The organism is Lyngbya confervoides BDU141951, assembly GCF_000817775.3.
Classification (GTDB): Bacteria; Cyanobacteriota; Cyanobacteriia; order Thermosynechococcales; family Thermosynechococcaceae; genus Lyngbya; species Lyngbya confervoides.
The window spans coordinates 62,725-85,208 of the sequence record NZ_JTHE03000091.1 but is presented as its reverse complement, the minus strand read 5'-3'; the positions used below and the strand labels follow the sequence as shown (position 1 = coordinate 85,208).

The following is a 22,484-nucleotide window of genomic DNA, read 5'->3' as shown; positions in this document are numbered from 1 at the left end:
GCCTCTGAGTTTCCTAGTATCAGTTTGTCCCTCTCACCCCCGTTGGGGCAGTTCATCCCTTTTTTTCCAGAGGAGACGGAACTTTACCCTGGGTTTCAGGATCTCTTTTTGTAAGCTCTATATAAAGAGGCCCTTGGATAGTCTGCAACGGGAGGCAACTCATCATGCAACGGTTGATCATGGCCGCCGTATTGACCGGATTAATGGTCTCTAGCCTGTCTGACCTGGGTAGAGCCAGGCAACCTCGACTCCCAGACAAGCCGCCCCAGGATCGCTACGACATTTTCCTTACCCATGCGGAGGGTTTGCGGTTTATTTATCCCGAGGGCTATTACGTGGATAGCGCCACCGCCTACCGTTCCCCCGACCCGAACTCCGCCCTCCAGAAAAGTTGGGAAATTTGGAAGGCGGCAGACTACCGTCCCTGGGGTGGTCGTTATCCAGCAGAACCAGCCGGCAGCGAACCCCCACCGCACATTAGCCTTGAAATCCTGAGGAACCCTGAGGCCAAACCCCTCCAGCAATGGATGGAGTCACCCACCTCTCCCGCAATGCCCAAAATCGTGGCGGGGCAACCGGCGATCGCCTACAGGGCCACCGGCCTCTACGAATATGACGTGGTTCTCCTTAACCATCCCAACGGAGATGTGGTAAAGCTCCAGGTGGGCTATCTCGACGCCGCCGATCCCCTGCGATCCGTTTTTCAGGTGGTTCTCGATAGCTTAACCTTTGACCACATCACAGCGGAGGGCCGCATCAGATCGGTGAACTACCGTCCCTTGATTGCCGCTTTAAAGACCGGAAACTGGCAGATGGCCAACCTGGAGACACGGGCAATCTTGATGCAGCTGATGCCAGAATCGGGCTATTTTTATCCCCATCTCCAAGGCGCCGACATCCAATCCTTACCCTGTCAAGAGGTACAGCAGCTAGATGCCGCCTGGCAGCGCCACAGCGATGGCAAGTTTGGGTTCTCCGTCCAATCACAGATCTGGAATTCGGTCCCCGCGCCGCGTCAAGTCGAGAGCTTTGGAAACCAAGTGGGCTGGCGACAACTCCCCGCCGCCGACCTGTCTCCCCTTCGCACCCCTTGGAAATTTGACTCTAATCTCACCTACAGCACCGAAGCTCCCCTTGGACACCTCCCTTGGCTCGGGGTGTCCTCCTTACAGTTAGAGCGAATGCTCGCAAACAGCGGGGCAGGCTGTGGATCCTGCACAGTAGATGCAATGTATCTCAGCAGCGATCGCTTTGGGGATTTTCTGCCTGCCTTTATGTCGCGGGTTAACGCCTGTTTGAGTCAGGACCCATCCCCGGTTCTTTCCGATTAAACTTTTGATTTAAACTTCCGATTAGACAATGCCTGTTAGACAGTGCCTGAGGTGATCGGCTAGGGTACGTCGTTTATGCCTCGGAGGGGGCTGTCTCACAGTGAGCCTTAAAGGAATGACCACAGTTACAAACCTCTAGGGCATTGGGATTATGAAATCGAAAGGCGCCACCCATCAGGTCTTCGGTATAGTCAATGACCAAACCCTTCAGATAGTCCAAAGACTGGGGATCAACGACAATGTCGATGTCCTCACAGTGAATGACCCGATCCGTCACCTCAGGTTCAACCTCAAACTCCATGTGATAAGAAAGACCCGCACACCCCCGCGCTTGCACACTGAGCCGCAGTTGCCCCCTGGAAGAGGAAACCTGCTTGAGCCGCAGACGCTTCACTTCACTGGCAGCGGCATGGCTGATTTCAATCATGATGCTTTCTCAGGTGAGTTGGGTTAGGGAACGTCGCCCTTCATTATCCCTGATTCCTGGTAAAAAATTTTCTGCGAAAACGCCGACTTGCCTAGGGGCAGAGGTCGGCGGATGGGGCAAAATCTTGAGCGTTGGCAGAAATCGGGAATCCGTTGGGTCAAGGTAGCGGATGTTGCAGCCTCTGCCTGATGGTTGTCCCCGTGAATACCCTACCGGGCGTAATCGTCATCAAAGCGAGTGATGTCATCTTCTCCCAGGTATTCCCCATTCTGCACTTCAATCAGGACCAGGGGGACTTTCCCTGGATTTTCCAGGCGATGCTTCGTAAAACGGGGAACGTAGGTCGATTGGTTTTCGCAGAGCATAATTTCTTCCTCGCCACGAATAACCTTTGCAATGCCAGAAATCACAATCCAGTGCTCACTGCGATGATGATGCATTTGCAGGCTCAGACGATGGCCCGACTTCACTTCGATGCGCTTAATTTTGTAGCCGGTGCCTTCCTCGAGGACGGTAAAAGATCCCCAAGGCCGAAGTTCAGTAGCGGCAACTGCGGGAGAAGGCATGGAGACAGGAAGCGAGGTTTCTGTGCTAGGGGCGGTGGCGGACTGAGGGCTCATAGATATCAATATAATTAAGCTAACAGGACAAACAAGAAATAAAGAAAATCAGGGATAAATTGTCACATCTGGTCATGTCACCTCTGGTCATGTCACCTCTGGTCATGTCACCTCTGGTCATGCCGAGCGATCGCTGTTGTGTCCAGGTCAATCTCAACACAGGAGAGGGGCAGAGGAACCAATGTCCTAGAAAGAAATTTCAGTATAACGGGTGATTTAGAAAAAGGCCGTAATTTTCAAAGCTTTTTATCTTCCCATTCCCCCATCTCACGGATCTAAATCAGCACAAACACTACAATGAACGGAAGTGAACTCTCCAAAACTTACCCATTGAATCGAATCTTGTGTGCATGGTAGATACAAAACTTATTTTGCCCGTTGGCATCGGTCAGCCTCATTTGGGAATTGGCACTCCATGCTAGAGGCTATTCAAAAGCTTGCCCAAAAATTAACGCCAAGGCTCATTGAAATCCGCCGTCATCTGCATTCATTCCCTGAACTCAGTGGTCAGGAGCACGAGACAGCAGCCTACGTGGCGGGAATCCTCTCGTCCTACGGCCTGAAGGTGCACGAGGGGGTGGGCAAAACGGGGATTGTCGGTGAGTTGCTAGGGAGGCAGGCCTCATCAGGTCAGTTTTTGGCTATCCGGACCGATATGGACGCCTTGCCCATTAATGAGTTAACGCGGCTAGAGTTTGCCTCCCGAAAGCCAGGGATTATGCATGCCTGTGGCCATGATGTGCACACCACGGTGGGGGTAGGCACGGCCATGATTTTGTCAGAGCTAGGAGAACAAATTTCCGGGAACGTGCGCCTGCTGTTTCAACCGGCGGAGGAGACGGCCCAGGGAGCTAGCTGGATGATCCAAAGTGGCGCCATGGAGAATGTGGAGGCCATCTTGTCCTGCCACGTCTTCCCCTCTATTCCCGGAGGGAGCGTGGGCATTCGCTATGGGGCTTTGACCGCGGCGGCTGACAATTTAGAAATCAAGATTATCGGGGAATCGGGGCACGGAGCGCGTCCCCATGAGGCCGTTGACGCCATCTGGATCGCAGCTCAGGTCATCACCACCCTCCAACAGGCGATTAGTCGCACCCACAATCCGCTCCGTCCCGTCGTTCTCACCATTGGACAAGTTAACGGGGGCCGCGCCCCGAACGTCATTGCCGACCATGTCATCCTCAAGGGCACTGTGCGATCGCTCCATCCCGATACCCATGCGCAACTGCCTGACTGGATTGAGGCCATTGTGGCTGGAGTGTGTCAGCCCTACGGGGCCACCTTCCAGGTGAACTATGAGCGCGGGGTACCCTCGGTTCAAAACTGTGATCGCCTCTCCAAGTTGCTGGAACATTCAGCCAGGGCAGCGCTGGGAGAGGAGAAGGTGCAGCTGTTACCGGAGCCCTCCCTGGGGGCCGAGGACTTCGCCCTATTCCTAAAGCATGCTCCCGGTGCCATGTTCCGCCTTGGGGTCGGGTTTCACGATCGCCCCAATTATCCCTTGCATCATCCCAACTTTGATATTGATGAGCAGGCCATCACCGCAGGGGTAGTGACCATGTCCTACAGTGCTTACCAATACTGGCAATCGTTTCCGGTGCAGCACCGAACAGAGTCCACAGCAGCCTAGCGCCAGCCTTGCTGGGCCTGAATCCAGACATGATCTGCCAATGCGGTTATTTCCGGCGCGCTCAACCGGTCCGCAAAGGCGGACATGCTGTTTTTCCCCTGGGCAATCAGGGCGGCCACAGCATCCGGGCTATCCACACCATTTTTTTGCAGCGCTTTGAGTTTCAAGGTTTTTCCGCGACGCACAATGTTGCCGCCATGGGGATGGCACCCCGCACAGTGAACTTCAAAGAGTTGGGTGGGCTCAGGGGCCGCCATTGCCGGGTTTCCCCCCAAGAGGGTGACACTGGCCCAGTAGGCCAATAGTCCAATCCAGATCCAAATGCGTTTCATGGGCCTTCCTCAGGAATGCAGGCTATTATTCAGGAGCAAAGAACAAGATAGGAGACCGGAGGTCTAGAGTGCGGTCATTCTGGGCAAGGTGGTTGCTAAAAATACCGCCATCGCCGCGATCGCGAGAAAACCTTGGATCATATTCCCCACTAAGGTACTGACCAGTACGCCCAGGGCCGCCTTGCATGCAGTTTTGAGGTTCCGGCAGTAGAGATACTCCCCAATTAAGGCGCCCAAAAGCGGTCCAATAAAAATGCCGATGAGCGGTCCGAGGGGACCCCCAATGGGTAGGGTGGGCAGCAGGCCTAGAAATCCGGCAACCATTCCGATAATTGCACCAATCTGTCCCCATTTACTCGCCCCAGCCTTCTGCATTCCCCAAAGCGTTGCCAGGAAATCCACGCCAAAGCTCAGAACCCATAGACCAATGGTGGCCGCCAGAGCGATGCCAATGGTGCTAAAGCCATGGATCAGCCCCCAGATCATTACACAGGCTAAAATGAGCGTCATTCCTGGGAGTCCAGGGACAAAGGCCCCGACGACGCCGATTCCCATCACCGCAACCAGTAGCCAATAAATCGCCATGCTCAGGCAACTCCTGAGGGCGTAGCAGGGCTTGAGGTAGCAGAATGCAGCGTTTGGTCTAACTTATCGGCGATCGCAGCGATCCAGGCCTCATCTTGCTGCGTAAAGCTGCGGGGCGTATTGGTGCCAACGATTAAGAGGCCTGTGGTGCCCAGGGGCTGACAAATAACACCTTGCGTATTTTCGGGTAGATAATCAAATTCCACGCGTCCGGGATAGAGTTTCAGGTCCACAAGATAAACTGGCCTATGCTGCTTCAGAACTCGCTCTGCAATCGCCCCTGGCGTGACCGTCGAGGCCTTGCCCAAAATCCCACGGCGCAGCAGGGTTTTGCCTTGATCGTAGACCACCAAAGTTTTCGCCGGACTGTTGGTCAACACACTGTGGGAGGCCCAGGCCAACTCCAGTTGAGCCTGATTCGGGAGGGAGGGATCCATCTCCATGCCCACACTCCCCACCAGCTCGACGGCCTCTGGCGAACGGGGCTGAATCTGCTGCCAGAGCAATCCAGCCAAAATTAAGATGGCGGCCATGAAGATTCCCAGCGCATCAGAGCGGGCCTGGGTTGGGGTTACCTCAACGCTCAAAACACGATTCACCATCAACACGGTCCCGCCCAAGCCTCCTACAACCAGCGGCATTAAGCGAACAACACGATTGGGATCGGAGGGATTCATGGGCAGGCAAGGGCAAGAGGTGATATTTCTGCATTCTAGCGCTCACCCAGACAAACGGAACTCGATTGGTGTCCTTACGAGCTTTGAAAAGACCACTCGTTCACCTCTTCCCAACGGTGCCCCTGGTGTCGCAGTAGCGTGATGGCAGTTGCCGTAAATTGACGATGCAGCGATCGCCCCTGAAAAGACGGCCAAGCCTGGTGGAAAGCCGGCCTGGATAAATCTCGATGGGCCACGGTAATGTGGGGGTGAAATCCACGCTTCTGATTCAGGGAATCGACTAAACCGAGATGTTCCTTAAGAAAGCGCTGGAGCGCAGCATGAAGGGCAAGAAGATCGGGCGTTGGCTGGGGGCGGATATAGATGACCCGAGGCGCAAAGGCTCCAAATCCGTCCAGATCAATGGGAATACAGCTCTGCTGCTGTGTAAATTGTTCCAAGCAGTTGAACTGAGTTTGCTGGGCCAAAGACCATCGAAACGGCGGAAAAAGCGTCAGGTGGGGCGGAGATTTCAGGGCATGGCGAGCGTGGTAGCAATGGGCAAACTCCTGCTTAATGGCAGTGATCTCCGCTTGCAAATCCCCGGGAGGAAGCAAGGCCAAAAAATAAAGCTGGAGATCCTGGGAAGTCGGGTTCACCAAATCATCAGTCGGAAGGCACTGGGATTACTTTAGCGTTTCCTTCAGGGGTTGTTTGCCCTCCTGAATCGGGGCCTGAAAACTTTTAGGCGATTTTCCCTTGCCCTTTCAAAAAATCCTTGTACAATTATGTCGTTTTTGCATAGGGGGTACCCATGCCTGTTGGTTTACCCGAGTTTGTCGAGAACCCAGAAAATCGCTGTCCAGTCATCCTCCTCCTCGATACTTCCACCTCAATGATGGGAGACCCTGTTCAGGAACTTATGCAGGGCGTGCGAATTTTTAAAGAAGAGGTGCATCGAGATACGAAAGCCGCGCTGAGTGTAGAGGTTGCGGTGGTGTCCTTTGGTCCGGTGGAACTCCTCCAGGACTTTGTAACCATTGAGCAGTTTACGCCGCCTCCCCTATGGGCCGAGGGATTGACCCCCATGGGAGAGGCCATTGACTATGCCTTGGATCTCTTAGATCACCGCAAGGCAGTCTACAAAACCTACGGGATCCAATATTATCGGCCCTGGATTTTTATGATTACCGATGGTGCCCCCACCGATGATTGGCATGGGGCGGCGGAAAGACTCCATGCCGGAGAAGCCGAGGGCAAGTATTGCTTTTTTGCCGTGGCAGTTCAGGGCGCCGATGTTGTGAAGCTTCAGCAAATTGCGCCTCCCAATCGTCCGCCGATTTTGCTCAATGGACTGGATTTTCAAGGGCTGTTTGTGTGGCTCAGTAATTCCATGAAGCGAGTCTCCAGTGGGCAAGTGGGAGAAACCTTGGCGCTGCCCCCGGTCGGTTGGGGCCAAGTTGTCCTGTAGGGACCCAGGCGTGGTCAACGCTGCGCTGCCCCCGCAAGGCAAGGGATGAATTACGAAACAGGACGCCTCCATGCTCACGCAATTTCCAGGGTATACGGTTAAGGACCAGCCGATTCAATTCACTCAAGAGCTGGCCCGCAGTGGTGAGGGGACCCTTTGGTACACCGATCGCCCAGATCGAGTTGCCAAGGTCTATCACACCTACGATGCCAGGCGATCGCACAAGCTAGCGGTGATGGTGGCCCACCCCCCTCCGGATCCCAATGCAGCCATAGGCCACATTTCCTACGCTTGGCCCACGGAGTTGCTCCGGGATGCCCAGGGACAGATTCGGGGATTTTTAATGCCGCGCATTAGCCACAGCGTGGATCTCATTGAGCTCTATCATCCCTTGAGACGACAGCGCATTGGACCCAGATTGACCTGGATGCAGCTTCATGTGACGGCTGGCAGTCTGGCCTCCCTGGTTTGGGCAATTCATGAAGCGGGTTACGTGCTGGGGGATATGAAGCCCCAAAACATTTTAGTCAATCGGATGGCCCAGCCTTCCATTATCGATACGGATTCCTTTCAGGTGCGCGATCCTCACACGGGAGATCTGTATCGATGTCTGGTCGGGTCGGAAAGCTTTACTCCGGCCGAGTTACTAGGGAAAGATCTCGCGCAGGTGATCCAAACCCCGGTTCACGATCGCTTTCGCTTGGGGGTGTTACTCTACCTGTTGCTGTTTGGAGAACATCCCTTTAAAGGGCAATGGACAGGAACGGGGGAGTCTCCGCCGCCTAATGAGCTGGTGCGCCAAGGCTTTTGGCCCCATGCCCCGCAGGGCTTGATTCGCCCCAGTCTTCTCACCATACCGCTCAACTCAGTCCATCCCCAGCTACAGCACTGCTTCCACCGGTGCTTTACCGAAGGTCATTCCCAGCCCGATCTTCGCCCCACCCCACAGGAGTGGGTGAAGGCCCTACGGGTGGCGATCGCCGATCTAAAAACTTGTCGCCGCAACACTCACCATGTCTACAGCCGTCACCATGGTCATTGTCACTGGTGCGATCGCGCCCAGACCCTGGGTGTAGACATCTTTCCTGGACCCGAACCCCCAGTACATCGGCTTCAGCAGCAGATCCATCAGCAGATCCATCAGCAGATGCATAGCCGCGCTATTCCCGGCATTGGGGGGCTGAGGAAGTGGCTGGAGGATCTGACCGGCAGGCTAACACCGCCCGCGGCTGCACCTTTTCCAGGATCTGGGTCCTCTCCACTGCCCAGGACCACCCGCTCCATTGAGGCCAAGGACCTGACGCCACGGTTGCCCCTTGTGGCAGCGATTGCTTGGGTTCGCCGTCTGGGACAGCGGCGATGGGTACAGATAATCTCCTTACCCTGTGGCATGATGGGGCTATGGCTTATACTGCTGCGCCTCACTCAACCCTACTGGCAGGAGCGCGCCCTCACGGCCACAGGCACCACCTTGTTGGTGCTGCTGCTGTGCCTGTGCGGCATGATTTCCCTAGGCCTCAGGAACCGCCAGGGGGGCAGTTAACCCTCAGAGGGAGGAGGGAGAAACGGGCCTCCAGGTTTTGAAGGTGGCGGCCTGTCCCCGGTATTGCCCCCCTTCGTCGAGAATCTCCCAAAGAATGACCTGCTCAATCCAGAAACGCTGGCCAGTTCTGGATATCCGCACGCCCTGGTAGTTGCGGATATATCCCTTTTGCCTAGCCTCAGCCAGCAGGCGATCGCGCTCAGCTTGGGCCACCGCCTCAGCCGATCGTCGAGAGGGCAATTGGGTAAAGGTTTCCCAGTCAAATTCCCATAGGTCCAGAGCCATTTGATTGCCGTAGTTAAAAACGGGGTCGGCCTGAGTACCGTGGGAGACCACTGCAAAGGGGGCCTTAAACAGCGCCTCTGCCTGATCACGGGGGTCGTGGTTCAGGACCGGGCCATCCAGGAGAGATTGCCCGGTCCAATGCTCAAAGCTACGCAGAAGGCGCTGGCTATGGATAATGACGTCGGGCTGATCAAAAACAGACAACACGGCCTCCAGGGGTTAGAAAAAAAAACAAGAGGCTGAATTCCACCCAGGGCAATCCAGCCTCTTGAAACTTTCCTGTTCGACCCTCGGACAGGTCGAGGGCTGCCACACCCATTTAGGTCACGGCAGAACCACGGGGATTTTACCCTTGAGCCGCATTATCTCAGGGATTCTAGGCTTGGACTTCCTCTGTCTTGCCCGAACCTGCCTGAGAGGGCTGAAACGACTCAAGGGGCTGAATAGAAACAATTTTGCCCCCGAGTTTCTGTAGCCGTCGCATGGTCTGATTCATCTGAGAATAGGGAACCTGAACATAGCACGTCCCACTCTCGCGAATGGAGTAGCCCTGAACCTGGGAAGGATCGTAATTCCCTAAGCCACTGACTTCATAGACGTACATGCGATTGCCGACGGTTGTACTCGATCCTCGATAAAAAGCTGCTGGAGACAGCATGGCACCTCCTTAGAGATTTACGTTTAGAACCAGAACAATAGAAACCTAGGCCTGAGTAATGCTAGCGACTTTTCCCCCCATCTTCTGAACCCGCTGTAGGGTGCTGCTTAACTCAGAATAGGGAACAATAAAGGCCCGATTAATCCGACGCACCTTGGGATAGCGCGGGAGATTCATACAGGCCACCTCAATGCGATACAGGCGACCTGGATCATCTGAGGTGGACCGAGCAAAGGCCTTCCCTGGCGTGGTCCCCTTCAGGGATTCTTGATAGGCCCAGCCGTCATTATTCCCAGCCATGCCGATTACTGCAGAAACGCGATTGCCCGCCAAGTCTCGCGCCAGGCGGGAGCTTTTCTGACCAATCTGAGCGCGATCGCTCGTGGCATATCCACGATATAGCTGGAACATATTGGGGAAACCAGCGATTTTTTGACTGGTTTGCGTACTAAACCCCCGATAATAGGGAACAATATTATCCCCAAAGTTTAGATTATATTCCTCTGAGTCGATGTAGGAATCAATGTCGGCTTCATAGCCCTCATTTTGATAGCGATCTAGATGCTCAATCACCTCTGCCTCATCGTAGGGGGCACGACCGAGGAGATGCTTAAAGTTGAGTTCAATAACACGAGTTTGAAAATGGGGAAACAGAAATTTATTCTTGTATAAATCAGATTTCGCAACAGCCCGGACGAACTCGCGCACCGAAAGGCTTCCTTGGCATAGCAGAGATTCCAGGCTCACCAGACGCTCTGAGGCCATGAGATAATCATTCCCCAGAACCTGGCGATAAACCGCCCGAATGACCTGTTGCGCGTCCTCAGAACTCCAGTTCGAGCGAAGCTCTATCGGGGAGCTCTCGCTGTAGGGTTCAGTCCCCAGTCGAGTTGCTGCTGTAGTAATTGCCACTGAGTGAATCTCCTGATTTAAAGTAACGATATCAGTCGGGAATTGGGTTATGCAGGGGCGATGTCAATGACTTTTTTACCCTGCTGGTTAAAGCGCTGAAGCGCTGCCGAAAGCTGTTCGTAGGCAACGGTATATTCGCTCATGCCGCGCCGAATTTGCGGAGTGCGATTGCTGGCAGCTTGCATAACGCGAATTTTAAACCGCTGGTTACGATCGCCTTGGGCTGTACCAGCTAATTTCCGACCAAATCCCGGCGTTTGAATAGGATTAGCAAGGTTCAGCGCGAGCTCACGGGTTAAGGTAGCCCCCTGGGCGCCACCACGGGCGCGATCGCTGCTGGCAGCACCCCGATACAGCTGAAACATCCGATTAAACCCGACGGTTTTCTGGGACCGCTGGGTGCTAAATCCGCGGCAGTAGGGCACAATAGCATCGCCGAACTGACTCAGATACTCTGAGGAGTCCAAATACGAATTGATTTCCGCTTCAAGTCCCTGCTGGGTGTAGAGATTCACATGCTCCGTGATTTCAGCCTCATCGTAGGGAGCCCGCCCTAAAAAGTGCTTGAAATTTAACTCAATAAATCGCACCTGGGGATTGGGATAAAAAAACTTCTGGCGATACAGCTCGGACTGACCGAGGGCCCGGACAAACTCCCGGACGTTGATCACGCCCTGCTTCAGAAGAGACTCCGCACTCGAAAGCCGCTCCGCTTCTAAAATGTGGTCATTTCCAAACACCTGACGATAGGCGGCCCAAATCACCCGCCGAACATCCTCCTCACTACCGTGGGATCGCAGCTCAACGGGATCGCAATTATTAACAGCTTCAAAACCAAGCTGCATAGCTGAGGCAAGACTGGTCATAGGATTCTCCTAAACATCGATCTAACTAAAAAGCCAGACATATTTCCCACCTCCGCAACGCTTTGGTCGCAGCGAGAAACATATCTGGCTCAAGGAAGCAGTTAGCTCAGCGCATTAATGGCATAGTCAATGTAGGCATTGGCTTCCACCGCTGCATCACCGGAGAGGCCATGGTTTGCCTTGATATGCTTCAGGGCTTCCACGTACCAGCTAGGAGAGAGCTCAAAGGTGCTATTGATCTCGGCTAGACCTGAGATGAGATAGTCGTCCATGGGACCAGTGCCACCCACAATCAGACAGTAGGTCACCATCCGCAGGTAGTAACCAATGTCCCGCACACACTTAGCTTTGCCTTCCGGGGTAGAGGCATAGTTTGACCCGGACATCTGTGTGGTAAAGGGGAACTTCTGGTAAACTGCGTTGGCTGCACCCTCTGCCAAGGAATTGGCCTTGCTAGAGAGGGCCTTTGCCGCTTCCAGACCCGAAGCAGCCTGACGAAAACGACCAAAGGCAACCTGCTGTTCAGTGGTGCTCAAGAAACGGCCTTGGGAATCTGCCGCAGCTACGGCTTCAGTTAAAGGGGTTTTCATAGATGTACTCTCGTGAAAATCATTCAAAGGATTGATGCTGCCAAAGGGGCAGCAGGATCAGCAAGATTGCTGAGTTTAGGATCTAGGCAACCGCCTGAGCGGCGCGATCAAAGTAGCCTGCAACCTCAGCCATTAGTGAGCTGCAGTCTCCTCGGGTCACACCGTTAGGATCATTGGCGATCGCGATCGCAGCATCCTTCATCTTTTGCACCCCGTTTGCCACAGAGCTACCGGGCGTCCCGAGAGCCAGGTAAGTCTCGCGTAGACCGTTCAGGCAGCGGTCGTCCAACACGCTCGCATCTCCGGTGAAAATTGCGTAGGTTACATAGCGCAGGATAATTTCCATATCCCGCAGACAGGCGGCCATGCGGCGGTTTGTGTAGGCATTTCCACCGGGGGCAATCAACTGGGGCTGCTCGGCAAACAGCGCACGCGCTGCATCAGCAACAATCGTAGAAGAGTTGCTAGTGATGCGGTTAACGGTATCCAAGCGCTTGTTCCCATCGGCAACCATGGCGCTGAGGGCGTCAATTTGTGACCCGCTGACATATTCACCCCGGGCATCGGCCTGGGCAACAACCTTAGCAAAAGCGTCTAGCATTCAGAAATTCTCCTAGGCTAAATAAGAGCTGTTCAATCCCCTGCTGAAGCATGTGCCACTTTCATGCTGCTCTGGACTCGACCGATGCCATAAGCCGCTATTCAGGAGAGCTGAACTACATAAAATGCAGTTCAGCACCGGTCGACCCCTACCTCCGAGGGAGACGAGCAGGCTAAAACCGCCAATCTCGCCGGAAGAATGGTAAAATTCTTGAACCCAGTCTGTCAGAGCAGTAAGACTGCACCCTGTCTTCTTTGAGCTCAGGGCTCAGCAGGTTTTTGAACCAACTTCATTTAAGCAAGGAAAATGTGCAATTCTTGTGCAAGAGAAATCTTACTTTTGCCTACTTTTGTAAATAAATGCAAAGCAGCCCTGGCTTAGGGGCATGCTTCCAAGCTCGGTCACGTGATGTTTTCAGCCCCAGCCACGCCCTAGGGCGACCATGCCAGGGCATGGCTGACCGAGCAAGGCCTCTGGCTGCATGAGACACACCCAAAACAGCCCGACCTGGCTTTCCGCAGGCGACACAGAGTCCAAGATCTAAGAACCGGTATTCAGACTGAATGAACCCAGAATGAGTCCACCTGGTCAATCCCGTGCATCAAACAGGACTTTAACGGGTGACCCATGCGGGGACCGATGCCGGACAGAGATTTTAGGCGATCCCCCCCACGCAGTCAAAGAGCATGGTGGACATATATCGTTCCGTCCATTCTGGACCAAAGGCCTTCTCCAGCACTCGACGCGTCTTATCGTTTTTCTGCTGCTGCGCGCAGTAATATCGCTGCTGCGCCTCAATCTCTTGAATAGCGGCAGCGGAGGTTTCGGGCAAGCTCGCCGTCGCCTGCTGGCAGTGAATATGGAGATAGTCCCCAACCCGCTGCAGGAAAGCCGTCTCCTCATCGGGATGGGCGGGCTTAACAAAAAGGCAATAGTCAGAAAAAATATCACCCCAGTTCGGTAGGGCTCGCACATCTTGAAATGTGAGTTTGGCCAAGGTTGACAGTTGGTGGCGATAGCCTACCGGCAATCGGCGGTCGGGGTCCATTGGGGAAAGGTCAACAATCGCAGCGCTAATGGTGCCGCGCCCGCAAACAATGTCTGTGCCAAACATCGGCAACGCATATTGCGGATAGGGAAACATAACGCAGTGAAGAATATCCAGGTGATTGCCCACTTTGGCCAGCTCCAGATGCAGCTTCCGAAACTGTGGGGTCTGGTAACAAAAGTTTTCAATAAACAAGGCTTCATCCTCTAGCCGCCCTTCGATGTAACCCAAGTCGCTAGGGGCTGGATAGGGGCTCAATTGCAGCATCTCGCTCCAGGTCGCCTGAATTAAACTTGCGAGCCGTTGAATGAGGGGATGTTGACGACTCTGAATGGAGGGTTGGAAAGAGGTAGCCATGGTTTATAAGGTGTACTCCCCGGCCCAAACCGCAGGGATCGGGGCTGTTTTGAAGGTGTTAGATCGCTAAGGTGTTTAATCGCTATTGTGCCGGAGGATCTGTGCAAAACTTGTGCAAGCTGCTGTTACAGGATACGAGCGATGCGCTCCTGGGCAACGTTAAGTCGATCCTAAGCCGACTGACGAAGATAGGACTGATGGCGAGAGAGCCGCTGCAAGATGCGCTGGGCAAGCATTTTGCCCGGCATTGGTTTACATAGGACATCATCAGCTCCAGCGGCAAAGGCATCCTGATGAACTTTCTCGTCGCCCACAATTGAGAGAAACATAATGGGCAACGACTGCCAGCGAGGGTCACTGCGCAGGGTCTGACAGAGCTCTAATCCATTCACCTGCGGCATCTTAATATCCAGAATTAAGATGTCGGGCTGATGTTGCTCCAGAGTCAGCCAGAGTCGATGGGGATTATCCAGCGCAGTCACTTGAAAGTTGAATGCTTCTAGCTGCCGTGTGATCGCCTGTAACCAGAGCGGATCATCATCCACCAGGAGGGCTCGAATTTTCTGAGCTTGGGGCTGGAGGAGCTTAAGACTGGTGTCCAAGAGGGTTGTAGGGGGCAGTCGTTGATCGAGGACATATTGAAGTCCTAACCGCACGCTGCGCAGACGATCTTCAAAGGTTAGGCATTCACTTAGACCAATGAGCAGGGGGGGAGCAAGGGCTTGATCAAATCGCTGCTGCAGAGTGGCGATTGTCCTTTCTGCGGCAATTGGGGAAGACAGGGGCAGCAGAATCGCCACGGGATGGGGAAGGCCAAGGTCCAGGGTGGGCGGGGCGATCGCCAGTTGCACCGGCAAGGTTTGGGCTGCCGATTGCAGGGCCTGGGTCAACTGGGGGGATTGATCCACAATCCAAAATAGCGGCTGGGAATCAGGATGGGAGGACAAGGAGAGATCTAGACAATCTAAGGCCTGGCGGATTGTTCCTAGGGCCTGCTGAAGCTGGAGCGGCGACGGTCTGGCCTGGCCCTGCGGGGCGTCCCATTGACCAAAGCAAGATTCTAGGAATTGGGCAGCTTCCATGGCCGCTGTTTGATGAAATAGCCCCAGGGTGCCAGCTAGCCGATGCGCCAACAGCTGGGCCGTTTCCAGGTTGATGGAGGCTCCCTCTTTGGATTCCCTGTCTGGGGATGAGCCAGTGGGATGAAGCAGGGCTTGGGTCTCCTGGTCTAGAGCTTTCCAATAGTCTAGGGCCTGGGGCTGAAATTGCTGCCAGGTTTCTTCCAGGAAGATCTGATACTGCTTTTGGAGAGATTGGGCGTCATTCCCAGGACCGAGCTGCTGCTCGTCAATCATACAACCCTGGGATAGGGCCTGCTGAGTTGGGAGATCGGCCTTGAGAAAATAGCCGCGACCGTGGAGATTCGCCACAAAATCCGAGGGCGCTCCGGCATCACACAGCTTCTGGCGCAAGCGCCGAATATGCGATCGCACAGTCGCCTCCGCCGGATAGTCCTCTGCCGACCATAGACTCTCCAGGATTTCCTCAATACTAAAGACATGCTGGGGATGGTGGAGAAACAGCTGAAGCAGTCCATATTCCTTCGAGGATAGGGCCAGCGGTAAGCCCCCGTAGCTGGCACTACAATCGGCGGGGTCAATCACCAAGGATCCACACCTCAAAATGGGGGATGCATCGCTTCCCTGACGCCGCAGCAGAGCGCGAATCCTGGCCATTAACTCCTCAATCTCAAAGGGTTTAACCAGGTAATCATCAGCCCCAGCATCCAGGCCTCGAACCTTGGCATGACTGTGGTTCTGGGCGGTCAGCATTAAAATGGGCGTGTCGTTTTGCTGCGCTCGCAGCCGTCGACAGAGGCTCACCCCATCCAGCTTTGGCAGCAGCACATCGAGCAAAATCAGATCGTAGTCAATCTGAGTCAGGTAGTCCCAGGCGCGTTCGCCATCGGCGACGGTATCCACAATGTAGCGCTGGGCCGTCAAGCTTTTGCGCAGAAAGTCCACCAGGATTGCATCGTCTTCAACCAATAAAATTCGCATTGCTTACCACTTGAGAATGCTCGAAATTCGATCCGCGAGGTGTAGGGAATTAAAAGGCTTAGTAATCACGCCGGTAACGCCGACCGATTGAGATCGCCAGTGATCGGCTGTGTGCGCATTCGCCGTGAGAAAAATGACGGGAATACTGCAGGTGCGAGGGTTAGCCTGCAGCGCCTGGAAGGTCGCAATTCCATCCATCTCGGGCATCATCACGTCTAGCAAAATAACGTCCGGCTGCTGGGCCTGAGCCACCTGTACCCCCTCTAACCCAGAACTGGCGGTCCACACCGTCCAGTCCACCGCCAGCTGCAGGCCGTACTGAACCACCATTTGGATTGTTGTTTCGTCATCAATAATCAGCACAGTTTTGGAGGCGGTGTCAGTCATCATGAGGCTCTAGGCTTGACGGCAATCAAAATGGAAGACGGACAGCAGCATCAACAGGCCGGCGAGAGGGCCTTGACATGAGAAATGCTCACCAAGCGCTTTTGGACCTCTCCAATGTCAATTTCGCCGGCATCGGTGACTAGTTCTACATCTAAGGCCCGTTCCACGGAGGGCTGCATCCGGGCATTGGTGAAGAAAATCCCCTTAGATTGAAGGGATTGACGAATTTTAGAGGAAAATTCCGCAAATTGATCGGGTTGTTGCCTCTGGCACCGGATCGCCGCATCGATCCCAAGCATTGACTTCTCCGATGGGCAGCGATCATAGGAATAGAGCACAAAAACGCCATATCGCCCCTGAGGGGGCCAGCTAGCGGTCCCTTGCAATGTGTGGAGGGTGGTTCCCCCTGCCACCTGGAGAGGAATCATCGTGCCCAAGGCAAGACTGCTCGCCCCTTTAGCACTGGGCTGTCTGAAATTTGAGACGTCTGGAAGGATCTGCTCTACCGGCGCACCCATTCGTTCCTGGGCTGCCTCTTCACACCGGCTCACCATGGCTGAACTCAGGCCAAGAATGCAGGCTTGCCCATCTAGCAGGAACGCAGCCTCTAGCGCGCCATGGCAAGTGCCAGACAAAATTGACGTCGATTGCATAGAAGCTGCGTTAATAAAGCTATAGGTGCAAATCCAACTCCGTCATCTTCGGGGGGGGGTGTGGCTGCCAACCAAGGCTTTGCAGTGCAACGTTAAAGCCATTTAAAAGCCATCTAACAGTCTAAAACACGACGCATAGTTTTACGAATAGGGGTCAATTTTTTGTCATAAAACTTTTTGCCCCGGCCGAACTCACCTCTTGTTAGCGCCTTGGGCCTTGCTAGAGATGGCGGCAGTTGGGTTGCCCAAGCCAGCTGTTGACGGCATCGTTGCCGCTCCATCGTGAGCTTGGGATGCCCCTGTTGGCCGACGCGATCGCTGGGGATGTGGGCTCTACCCAAGGATTTGAGGATGCGCGGGAGCCGTTCACCCAGAAATCAGGCACGAACTGCGGTGAGCGTGGCCCTGGGTGAACGGTCCCCCGGCAAGGCTAGGGGTGGGCGTACTGCCCCGTTAGTTTGGCAAGCTGCTGCACCAGCAGACTCAGGAACAGGCCCACATCCGTCACCACACCCATGGATTCGATGGACCCGCGATCGCTGAGCTTGGTGACGACAGCAGGATTAATATCCACGCAGACCATCTTCACGCCCGCCGGAGTCATATTGCCCACCCCGATCGAGTGCAGCATACTGGAGAGCATCAAAATTAAATCCGCTCCTGCAATCAGCTTGGCGTAGTGCTGCTGAGCGGCAATGAGGTCCATCTTGGTATCCGGCAGGGGGCCATCGTCGCGGATGGACCCCGCCAAGGAAAAGGGCACCTGCTGCTTGACGCATTCATACATCACGCCGCTGGTGAGGACGCCCTGCTCAACCGCTCGGGCAATACTGCCGCAGCGCCGAATTGCATTGATGGCCTTGAGATGGTGACGATGCCCACCATTCACCGAGACGCCGCGCTGCATATCCATCCCCAGGGAGGTGCCCATCATGGACTGCTCGATGTCGTGGACAGCAATCGCATTCCCCCCTAACAGCGCATGCACATAGCCCTCCCGGATTAATCGGCCCAAATGCTCACCGCCCCCGGTGTGAATAACCACAGGCCCTGCGGTGACCACAACTTTGCCGCCGCGATCGCGGATGCGGCGTAGATCCCAGGCAATTTGGTCCACCACCAGCTCCACTCGCCGTTCGCTCGAAACCCCGGCTCCCATGAAGCTAAACTCCTCAGGACTACTTTTCTTGAGGTTCGTGCGGCTGCGCAGGGTGCGAATTCCCTCACTGCCCACCACCACATCTTCCCCCACTTGCAGATCTCGCAGCAGCTTGCAGCGGGCCGTCGGGCCATCGGCGCCATAGGTCAGGGCAATGGCCCCATCCATGCGCTGGGCCTGAACGCGCACCCACTGGTCCTGGACCAAAACTTCTGTGGGATAGATGGTGGTAACGTAAAAATCCTCCGGTGCCACCCCCGGCTGCTGAACGGTCTCCAGCGTGGCAGCCCGTGCCTCTTCTGGAACGCTCATGGCGCCAAGGTCAACCAGCTGGCCCATGATATCGGCCATAACGCTAGGGTCGGGCGCAGACACCCTGACATCGGCAGCGGAGATATCCTGGCGCTGAGATCCCAGGTTGAAGTTCAGCACCTGAAAACTTCCGCCCCCCGACACAATGGTGTCCAAGACCTGATTCACCAGCCCAGAATCTAGCAGGTGGCCCTGGAGATGAATGACTCGGCTCTGGATCGAGGAGGCCTGGGGCGTTGCCCTTCGGGGTTCTGTAACCTTGAGGGTCAGACATTTGGCGGCTCCCCCAGCCTTGAGAAATTCCGTCAGCGGGGTTTCAATTACCGTAAAGCCGCGATCGCCCAGAGTTTGCTTGAGGTCATCGCTGGCGCAGTTCATGACCACCGTCTGATCAACATTGACCGCATTGCAGGCAAAGTTAATGGCATCCACTTCACTGAGGGGAATCCGCTTTTCCGCTGGAACCCGTAGCTCAATCAGTCGATTGGAGTAGGTATCAAAGGCGGGAGGATAGTAGAGCAGATAGCCATCCGTCAGCGGACAAAAGCAGGTATCTAGGTGGTAGAAGCGCTGGTCTACCAGGCGCAGCGATAGCACCTCCACATCGAGCCATTGCGCCAGATAGGGGTGGGAATCGAGCTCAGAGCGAAATCCATACCCTGCCCAAAGCCACTGGCCCCCTCGATCTAACAGCGCATCGCCTGCCCCCTCAAAGGGCAAACTCTTGGGGAGAGTGTGGACCGTAAATCCTTGATCGGCAAACCACTGTTGAAAATAGGGTTCTTCGCCTTGACGCTCGGGGTGAAAAAAGCGACTGAGCACCACCGCATCACTCAGCACCAGCCCCGCATTGGCCGTAAAGACCATGTCGGGCCAACCCGGTTGAGGCTGAACCAGATCAACCACCGCCAGGGTTTTCAGGGTTTGATAGAGACGATCCCACTGCGCTTCCGCCTTGTCTCGAGAGGATCGATGGATGTTTCCTTCCATCCATGGATTGATGACGTAATCTACATCATAGTGATGCGGTGGACACATTAAAATACGCACGGAATCCGCCATAGCCCCCAGCCTTAAATGGGATTTCATTGGCTACATATACCCTATTCCCATGCTCTTTTTTCAACAGGATCTAGATTTTGGGGTAAGAATTTTTGCAGCTGTTTTTTATCCGTCAGGCGCAGAAAGGTCCAGATCTCCCCAGGAAATCGGAATCAGTCGACTCCTTGACCCTGACCGCTAGCTTGGGCCGGATACAGAGCATCTCAACCCTGGATCTTCGGCGTCCGGGAAGCATTACAAGCCTGATACATCCCTACAGATTGCGTTAAGGTTTTACCCGTCTCGAAATAATGTCAGAGATAGCTGACCTAGGCGGTTGGGAACTAAATTTGTGTTGTAGAATACCGTTTGTAGGGTGGGTTAGGAAGTTAAAGGAATTAGACGTCTTTTTTGCTTTGCGAGGGAACTCTAACAATTCAGGCTTGAGTGAGTATTTTCGAGGTTGAAAAATATTGGATTCCAAAGCCTGAGGAAAAGCGCGTCTAAATCCGTGCCGGGTCGGTTTCGTTAGCATTCTTATCTTTGTTTCACTAAGTTCCAAAATTTTGCTTGGGGGGCATTGCAATGCCAAAGGTTCGTCAACGAACAATCGATGAAATTCAGGATGAGGTCCGGGCCCTGGTTATGCGAGGACGGGTAGGACGTCAACAGCGCATTTATGAGCTCAGTCGACATTTCAGCATTCGCGACTGGCCGAAGGTTGAGCGGCTACTTGCCGACCATGATTACCTGTTAAGAGATGCAGTGATTGATTTAGTGGGGCATGAAGTTTGGCTCAACGACTAGATTATCCTTGAGGTTTATCCCTCACTTGCGAGTGTGGGGAAGTGGTTTATTATCATTGGCGCGATTCAACTGATACAGGATCGAGTGGGGCGCATCCACTTTTTGAGACGCATTCGTGATTTCTAGTCCAATTATCCGACCGTCTTCGTCATAGTCCAAGATAAAGCCGGGGGTAATCTGCGCGGTTTCTTCAATGGAGGCACTGCGAAAGGAAATTTGCAGAATATCGCGGTCGGGATCGTAGAGTACTTTCATCGATTCAATCTCTGACTAGGCAATGTATGCATAGCTTATCGCAAAGCCATCCTTGTCTATGGTTTCCAACGCGTGATGGGCTGAATTCGTGTTGTTACGTGGGTGGGAAATTTCGCAAAACTGTAAGATGATGCACCGTAATCGATCGGCAGGAGTGGCTATAGTGGCCGCATATGGATAATCAATCTTGGCAGCCCCCCTCGCAGCGCCTTAAGGGTTCACCCCTGGGTGCGCCCGCCACCCTTCATCCCCTGGGTGTTTATTCCCTATCTGGACTGGCAGTTGCCGGTCAGGAACTCTTTGCCTTTGACCAGGTCCGCGGATACCTGCTGCGGATCGATCCCCAAACGCAAAATACTGAGATTCTGAATCCCTTCGATGCCCGAGACTGGGCGGAGGCCCAGGGTTTGGCCCTATGGGAGAATCAATTCTGGCTGGCCCTAGGCGATCGCGTGCTGTGGGGCGATCGCGCTAACCTTGGGACCGATGATCCTACTCCCTTAACGGTCTTTACCCGGCTGCCCTACGAGGTTCAGGGCATTGCGGTCTGCGCCCTGGGAGTGTATGTGACCTGTCGGAAATCAGGCTACATTCATCGGTTTTCCCAAGAGACAGGCCAGCTAATAGACCGCTTTCCCCAGCCAGGGGTGGGATCTGAGAATTTGACCGTGGACAACGGATCTCTGTGGGTTTGCGATCGCACCGAGCAGAGCGTGTACCAGCTCGATCCCCACACGGGCGAGATTCAGCTGGCAGCTCTAACGCCATTTCATTCCCCCACAGCGATCGCCTTTTATCGGACCGATCCCCAGGCAACGGCCACCTGCTACATTGCCTATGCCCAGGAGGAGCCCTACATTCGCGACGATCCCAATTCCGACCCCTCCCATCAACTGACCTATCGCGATCGCACCTTTATCCATCCACTCCATGTGCAGTTGAACGCAGAACAGCACTACACCCTCTCCAATGGCTATCGGGTTGAGTTGACCTACGTGGAAGAAATTCAGGCCCTAGATCCGCTGCTGCTGGAGTCCGTGGAATGGCGCATTGCTCTGCCCTCCGAAACAGTGCGGCAGCAAGTTAGGAGCATTCGCCCCGTGGGTCATCCCTTCACCCTGGAATCCGAAGCCGGGCAGCAGGTGGCAGTGTTTAAGTTTGATCAGCTGCACCCCGGCCAAGGTGGGCTATTGGGCTGGCAGGTGGTCCTGGACATGTATGGTCTGAAATATACCCTCACCTCCGAGGATGTTCATCCCGAGGCGTTGCCGCCAGAACTCGCACAGCGATATCTGGTGGACGACGACGACCTGGCCATGGACAAAACCATTGTGCAAAAGGCAGCCAAGGAAGCCGTGGGTACGGAAACCCACGTGTTGCGAAAAATGCTGAGAATTCGCAATTATGTCTATGATCGCCTCACCTACAGTATCCGGCCCCGCATTGATACACCCGATATTGTTCTCGATCGCGGGAGTGGGTCATGCGGTGAATACGTGGGTGTGCTGCTGGCCCTGGCCCGGTTAAACGGCATCGCTTGTCGAACCATTGGGCGTTACAAATGCCCGGCCCATCCGGATCGCCGGTTTATCCCGCTTGAACCCGATTTTAATCACGTCTGGCTAGAATTTTATCTGCCTGGGGTCGGTTGGTTGCCCATGGAATCTAATGTAGATGGTGAAACGGAGCGGGGACCTTACCCCACCCGCTTTTTTATGGGGCTGGCTTGGTTTCACACCGAGCTGGGAAAAGGGATCAAGTTTGAAAAACTCACAGCTAAGAATTTGCCGGAGGATTTTTCGCTGGGAAACTTAGCCCTTAACCACATTCGGTTTAGAATTCTGGAAGAGTTGGCCCCAGAATCCAATTTTTGAAGTCTGGAGGGGCTGTCTCCTTAA

At 54.4% G+C, this 22,484-nt stretch carries 25 protein-coding genes; 7 read left to right on the top strand and 18 right to left on the bottom strand.

The features are described from left to right. The first annotated feature begins 164 nt into the window (after positions 1-164). Complete coding sequence (locus tag QQ91_RS15980; RefSeq protein WP_166276117.1) at positions 165-1,331, top strand: GUN4 domain-containing protein; 1,167 nt, start codon at positions 165-167, stop codon at positions 1,329-1,331. 73 nt (positions 1,332-1,404) lie between these two features. On the opposite strand, the gene QQ91_RS15975 is transcribed toward QQ91_RS15980, so the two are convergent. Together QQ91_RS15975 and QQ91_RS15970 are read right to left on the bottom strand one after the other, a co-directional pair. After that, a complete protein-coding gene (locus QQ91_RS15975; RefSeq protein ID WP_166276114.1) occupies positions 1,405-1,758 on the bottom strand; it encodes a HesB/IscA family protein in 354 nt (117 codons plus the stop codon). Between the two features lie 209 nt (positions 1,759-1,967). After that, positions 1,968-2,378 (bottom strand): phosphomannose isomerase type II C-terminal cupin domain, encoded by a 411-nt coding sequence (locus QQ91_RS15970; RefSeq protein WP_166276111.1) that lies wholly within the window; start codon positions 2,376-2,378, stop codon positions 1,968-1,970. A gap of 415 nt (positions 2,379-2,793) precedes the next feature. Here QQ91_RS15970 and QQ91_RS15965 point away from each other — a divergent pair, with 415 nt between their 5' ends. Continuing rightward, complete coding sequence (locus QQ91_RS15965; RefSeq protein WP_166276108.1) at positions 2,794-4,008, top strand: M20 family metallopeptidase; 1,215 nt, start codon at positions 2,794-2,796, stop codon at positions 4,006-4,008. On the opposite strand, the gene QQ91_RS15960 is transcribed toward QQ91_RS15965, so the two are convergent. The 4 genes from QQ91_RS15960 to QQ91_RS15945 all read right to left on the bottom strand — a co-directional run bounded on the left by QQ91_RS15960 (position 4,005) and on the right by QQ91_RS15945 (position 6,240). Next, on the bottom strand, positions 4,005-4,340 hold the full coding sequence (locus tag QQ91_RS15960) for a c-type cytochrome (RefSeq protein ID WP_166276105.1): 336 nt from the start codon (positions 4,338-4,340) through the stop codon (positions 4,005-4,007). The genes QQ91_RS15965 and QQ91_RS15960 overlap by 4 nt on opposite strands. A 63-nt stretch (positions 4,341-4,403) precedes the next feature. Beyond that, complete coding sequence (locus tag QQ91_RS15955) at positions 4,404-4,925, bottom strand: DUF456 domain-containing protein (protein ID WP_166276102.1); 522 nt, start codon at positions 4,923-4,925, stop codon at positions 4,404-4,406. Between the two features lie 2 nt (positions 4,926-4,927). After that, positions 4,928-5,602, bottom strand: a complete 675-nt coding sequence (locus QQ91_RS15950) for a cofactor assembly of complex C subunit B (protein ID WP_166276099.1) — start codon at positions 5,600-5,602, stop codon at positions 4,928-4,930. 74 nt (positions 5,603-5,676) lie between these two features. Next, complete coding sequence (locus tag QQ91_RS15945; protein ID WP_166276096.1) at positions 5,677-6,240, bottom strand: 2'-5' RNA ligase family protein; 564 nt, start codon at positions 6,238-6,240, stop codon at positions 5,677-5,679. Positions 6,241-6,395: 155 nt separating this feature from the next. Between QQ91_RS15945 and QQ91_RS15940 the strand changes: the two genes are divergently transcribed. After that, positions 6,396-7,052: a vWA domain-containing protein gene (locus QQ91_RS15940; protein WP_166276093.1), complete on the top strand. Its 657-nt coding sequence runs from the start codon at positions 6,396-6,398 to the stop codon at positions 7,050-7,052. Positions 7,053-7,122: 70 nt separating this feature from the next. Beyond that, positions 7,123-8,595, top strand: coding sequence for a helix-hairpin-helix domain-containing protein (locus tag QQ91_RS15935; RefSeq protein ID WP_166276090.1), 1,473 nt, complete (start codon positions 7,123-7,125; stop codon positions 8,593-8,595). Between the two features lie 3 nt (positions 8,596-8,598). Here QQ91_RS15935 and QQ91_RS15930 read toward each other — a convergent pair whose 3' ends face one another. The 10 genes from QQ91_RS15930 to QQ91_RS15885 form a co-directional block, all read right to left on the bottom strand. Next, positions 8,599-9,087, bottom strand: coding sequence for an MEKHLA domain-containing protein (locus tag QQ91_RS15930; protein ID WP_250833379.1), 489 nt, complete (start codon positions 9,085-9,087; stop codon positions 8,599-8,601). Between the two features lie 169 nt (positions 9,088-9,256). Further along, positions 9,257-9,538, bottom strand: coding sequence for a rod-capping linker protein CpcD (cpcD, locus tag QQ91_RS15925; protein WP_166276087.1), 282 nt, complete (start codon positions 9,536-9,538; stop codon positions 9,257-9,259). Positions 9,539-9,583: 45 nt separating this feature from the next. Further along, positions 9,584-10,450 (bottom strand): phycobilisome linker polypeptide, encoded by an 867-nt coding sequence (locus QQ91_RS15920; RefSeq protein ID WP_166276084.1) that lies wholly within the window; start codon positions 10,448-10,450, stop codon positions 9,584-9,586. Between the two features lie 47 nt (positions 10,451-10,497). Then, the gene (locus QQ91_RS15915) at positions 10,498-11,316 is read right to left on the bottom strand and encodes a phycobilisome linker polypeptide (RefSeq protein WP_166276082.1); all 819 of its coding nucleotides are present in this window, start codon (positions 11,314-11,316) and stop codon (positions 10,498-10,500) included. Between the two features lie 101 nt (positions 11,317-11,417). Then, positions 11,418-11,906: a C-phycocyanin subunit alpha gene (gene cpcA / locus QQ91_RS15910; protein ID WP_166276080.1), complete on the bottom strand. Its 489-nt coding sequence runs from the start codon at positions 11,904-11,906 to the stop codon at positions 11,418-11,420. A gap of 82 nt (positions 11,907-11,988) precedes the next feature. Next, entirely contained in the window at positions 11,989-12,507 is a 519-nt protein-coding gene (gene cpcB, locus QQ91_RS15905) for a C-phycocyanin subunit beta (protein WP_166276078.1), read from the bottom strand. Positions 12,508-13,162: 655 nt separating this feature from the next. Beyond that, on the bottom strand, positions 13,163-13,912 hold the full coding sequence (locus tag QQ91_RS15900; RefSeq protein WP_166276076.1) for a phycocyanobilin:ferredoxin oxidoreductase: 750 nt from the start codon (positions 13,910-13,912) through the stop codon (positions 13,163-13,165). Positions 13,913-14,082: 170 nt separating this feature from the next. Continuing rightward, positions 14,083-15,972, bottom strand: a complete 1,890-nt coding sequence (locus QQ91_RS15895; RefSeq protein WP_166276074.1) for a response regulator — start codon at positions 15,970-15,972, stop codon at positions 14,083-14,085. Between the two features lie 3 nt (positions 15,973-15,975). After that, positions 15,976-16,362, bottom strand: coding sequence for a response regulator (locus tag QQ91_RS15890; protein ID WP_236095918.1), 387 nt, complete (start codon positions 16,360-16,362; stop codon positions 15,976-15,978). A gap of 47 nt (positions 16,363-16,409) precedes the next feature. Continuing rightward, a complete protein-coding gene (locus QQ91_RS15885) occupies positions 16,410-17,012 on the bottom strand; it encodes a hypothetical protein (RefSeq protein ID WP_166276072.1) in 603 nt (200 codons plus the stop codon). A 236-nt stretch (positions 17,013-17,248) separates the two neighbouring features. Between QQ91_RS15885 and QQ91_RS15880 the strand changes: the two genes are divergently transcribed. Next, positions 17,249-17,425, top strand: coding sequence for a hypothetical protein (locus QQ91_RS15880; protein ID WP_166276070.1), 177 nt, complete (start codon positions 17,249-17,251; stop codon positions 17,423-17,425). A 17-nt stretch (positions 17,426-17,442) separates the two neighbouring features. On the opposite strand, the gene argZ is transcribed toward QQ91_RS15880, so the two are convergent. Then, on the bottom strand, positions 17,443-19,545 hold the full coding sequence (gene argZ / locus QQ91_RS15875) for a bifunctional arginine dihydrolase/ornithine cyclodeaminase (protein WP_166276068.1): 2,103 nt from the start codon (positions 19,543-19,545) through the stop codon (positions 17,443-17,445). Between the two features lie 564 nt (positions 19,546-20,109). Between argZ and QQ91_RS15870 the strand changes: the two genes are divergently transcribed. Beyond that, a complete protein-coding gene (locus QQ91_RS15870; RefSeq protein WP_166276066.1) occupies positions 20,110-20,331 on the top strand; it encodes a DUF4327 family protein in 222 nt (73 codons plus the stop codon). Between the two features lie 21 nt (positions 20,332-20,352). Here the strand turns inward: QQ91_RS15870 and QQ91_RS15865 are convergent, their stop codons facing one another. Then, entirely contained in the window at positions 20,353-20,586 is a 234-nt protein-coding gene (locus QQ91_RS15865; RefSeq protein WP_166276064.1) for a DUF2283 domain-containing protein, read from the bottom strand. 173 nt (positions 20,587-20,759) lie between these two features. Here QQ91_RS15865 and QQ91_RS15860 point away from each other — a divergent pair, with 173 nt between their 5' ends. Further along, on the top strand, positions 20,760-22,460 hold the full coding sequence (locus tag QQ91_RS15860; RefSeq protein ID WP_166276062.1) for a transglutaminase domain-containing protein: 1,701 nt from the start codon (positions 20,760-20,762) through the stop codon (positions 22,458-22,460). The last annotated feature ends 24 nt before the right edge of the window (positions 22,461-22,484 follow it).

Excerpts from the sequence above, each read along its gene's own strand:
- QQ91_RS15980 (WP_166276117.1), top strand. The coding sequence starts at position 165 with ATGCAACGGTTGATCATGGCCGCCGTATTGACCGGATTAATGGTCTCT.
- QQ91_RS15975 (WP_166276114.1), bottom strand. The coding sequence starts at position 1,758 with ATGATTGAAATCAGCCATGCCGCTGCCAGTGAAGTGAAGCGTCTGCGG.
- QQ91_RS15970 (WP_166276111.1), bottom strand. The coding sequence starts at position 2,378 with ATGAGCCCTCAGTCCGCCACCGCCCCTAGCACAGAAACCTCGCTTCCT.
- QQ91_RS15965 (WP_166276108.1), top strand. The coding sequence starts at position 2,794 with ATGCTAGAGGCTATTCAAAAGCTTGCCCAAAAATTAACGCCAAGGCTC.
- QQ91_RS15960 (WP_166276105.1), bottom strand. The coding sequence starts at position 4,340 with ATGAAACGCATTTGGATCTGGATTGGACTATTGGCCTACTGGGCCAGT.
- QQ91_RS15955 (WP_166276102.1), bottom strand. The coding sequence starts at position 4,925 with ATGGCGATTTATTGGCTACTGGTTGCGGTGATGGGAATCGGCGTCGTC.
- QQ91_RS15950 (WP_166276099.1), bottom strand. The coding sequence starts at position 5,602 with ATGAATCCCTCCGATCCCAATCGTGTTGTTCGCTTAATGCCGCTGGTT.
- QQ91_RS15940 (WP_166276093.1), top strand. The coding sequence starts at position 6,396 with ATGCCTGTTGGTTTACCCGAGTTTGTCGAGAACCCAGAAAATCGCTGT.
- QQ91_RS15935 (WP_166276090.1), top strand. The coding sequence starts at position 7,123 with ATGCTCACGCAATTTCCAGGGTATACGGTTAAGGACCAGCCGATTCAA.
- cpcD (WP_166276087.1), bottom strand. The coding sequence starts at position 9,538 with ATGCTGTCTCCAGCAGCTTTTTATCGAGGATCGAGTACAACCGTCGGC.
- QQ91_RS15915 (WP_166276082.1), bottom strand. The coding sequence starts at position 11,316 with ATGACCAGTCTTGCCTCAGCTATGCAGCTTGGTTTTGAAGCTGTTAAT.
- cpcA (WP_166276080.1), bottom strand. The coding sequence starts at position 11,906 with ATGAAAACCCCTTTAACTGAAGCCGTAGCTGCGGCAGATTCCCAAGGC.
- cpcB (WP_166276078.1), bottom strand. The coding sequence starts at position 12,507 with ATGCTAGACGCTTTTGCTAAGGTTGTTGCCCAGGCCGATGCCCGGGGT.
- QQ91_RS15900 (WP_166276076.1), bottom strand. The coding sequence starts at position 13,912 with ATGGCTACCTCTTTCCAACCCTCCATTCAGAGTCGTCAACATCCCCTC.
- QQ91_RS15895 (WP_166276074.1), bottom strand. The coding sequence starts at position 15,972 with ATGCGAATTTTATTGGTTGAAGACGATGCAATCCTGGTGGACTTTCTG.
- QQ91_RS15890 (WP_236095918.1), bottom strand. The coding sequence starts at position 16,362 with ATGATGACTGACACCGCCTCCAAAACTGTGCTGATTATTGATGACGAA.
- QQ91_RS15885 (WP_166276072.1), bottom strand. The coding sequence starts at position 17,012 with ATGCAATCGACGTCAATTTTGTCTGGCACTTGCCATGGCGCGCTAGAG.
- argZ (WP_166276068.1), bottom strand. The coding sequence starts at position 19,545 with ATGGCGGATTCCGTGCGTATTTTAATGTGTCCACCGCATCACTATGAT.
- QQ91_RS15870 (WP_166276066.1), top strand. The coding sequence starts at position 20,110 with ATGCCAAAGGTTCGTCAACGAACAATCGATGAAATTCAGGATGAGGTC.
- QQ91_RS15865 (WP_166276064.1), bottom strand. The coding sequence starts at position 20,586 with ATGAAAGTACTCTACGATCCCGACCGCGATATTCTGCAAATTTCCTTT.
- QQ91_RS15860 (WP_166276062.1), top strand. The coding sequence starts at position 20,760 with ATGGATAATCAATCTTGGCAGCCCCCCTCGCAGCGCCTTAAGGGTTCA.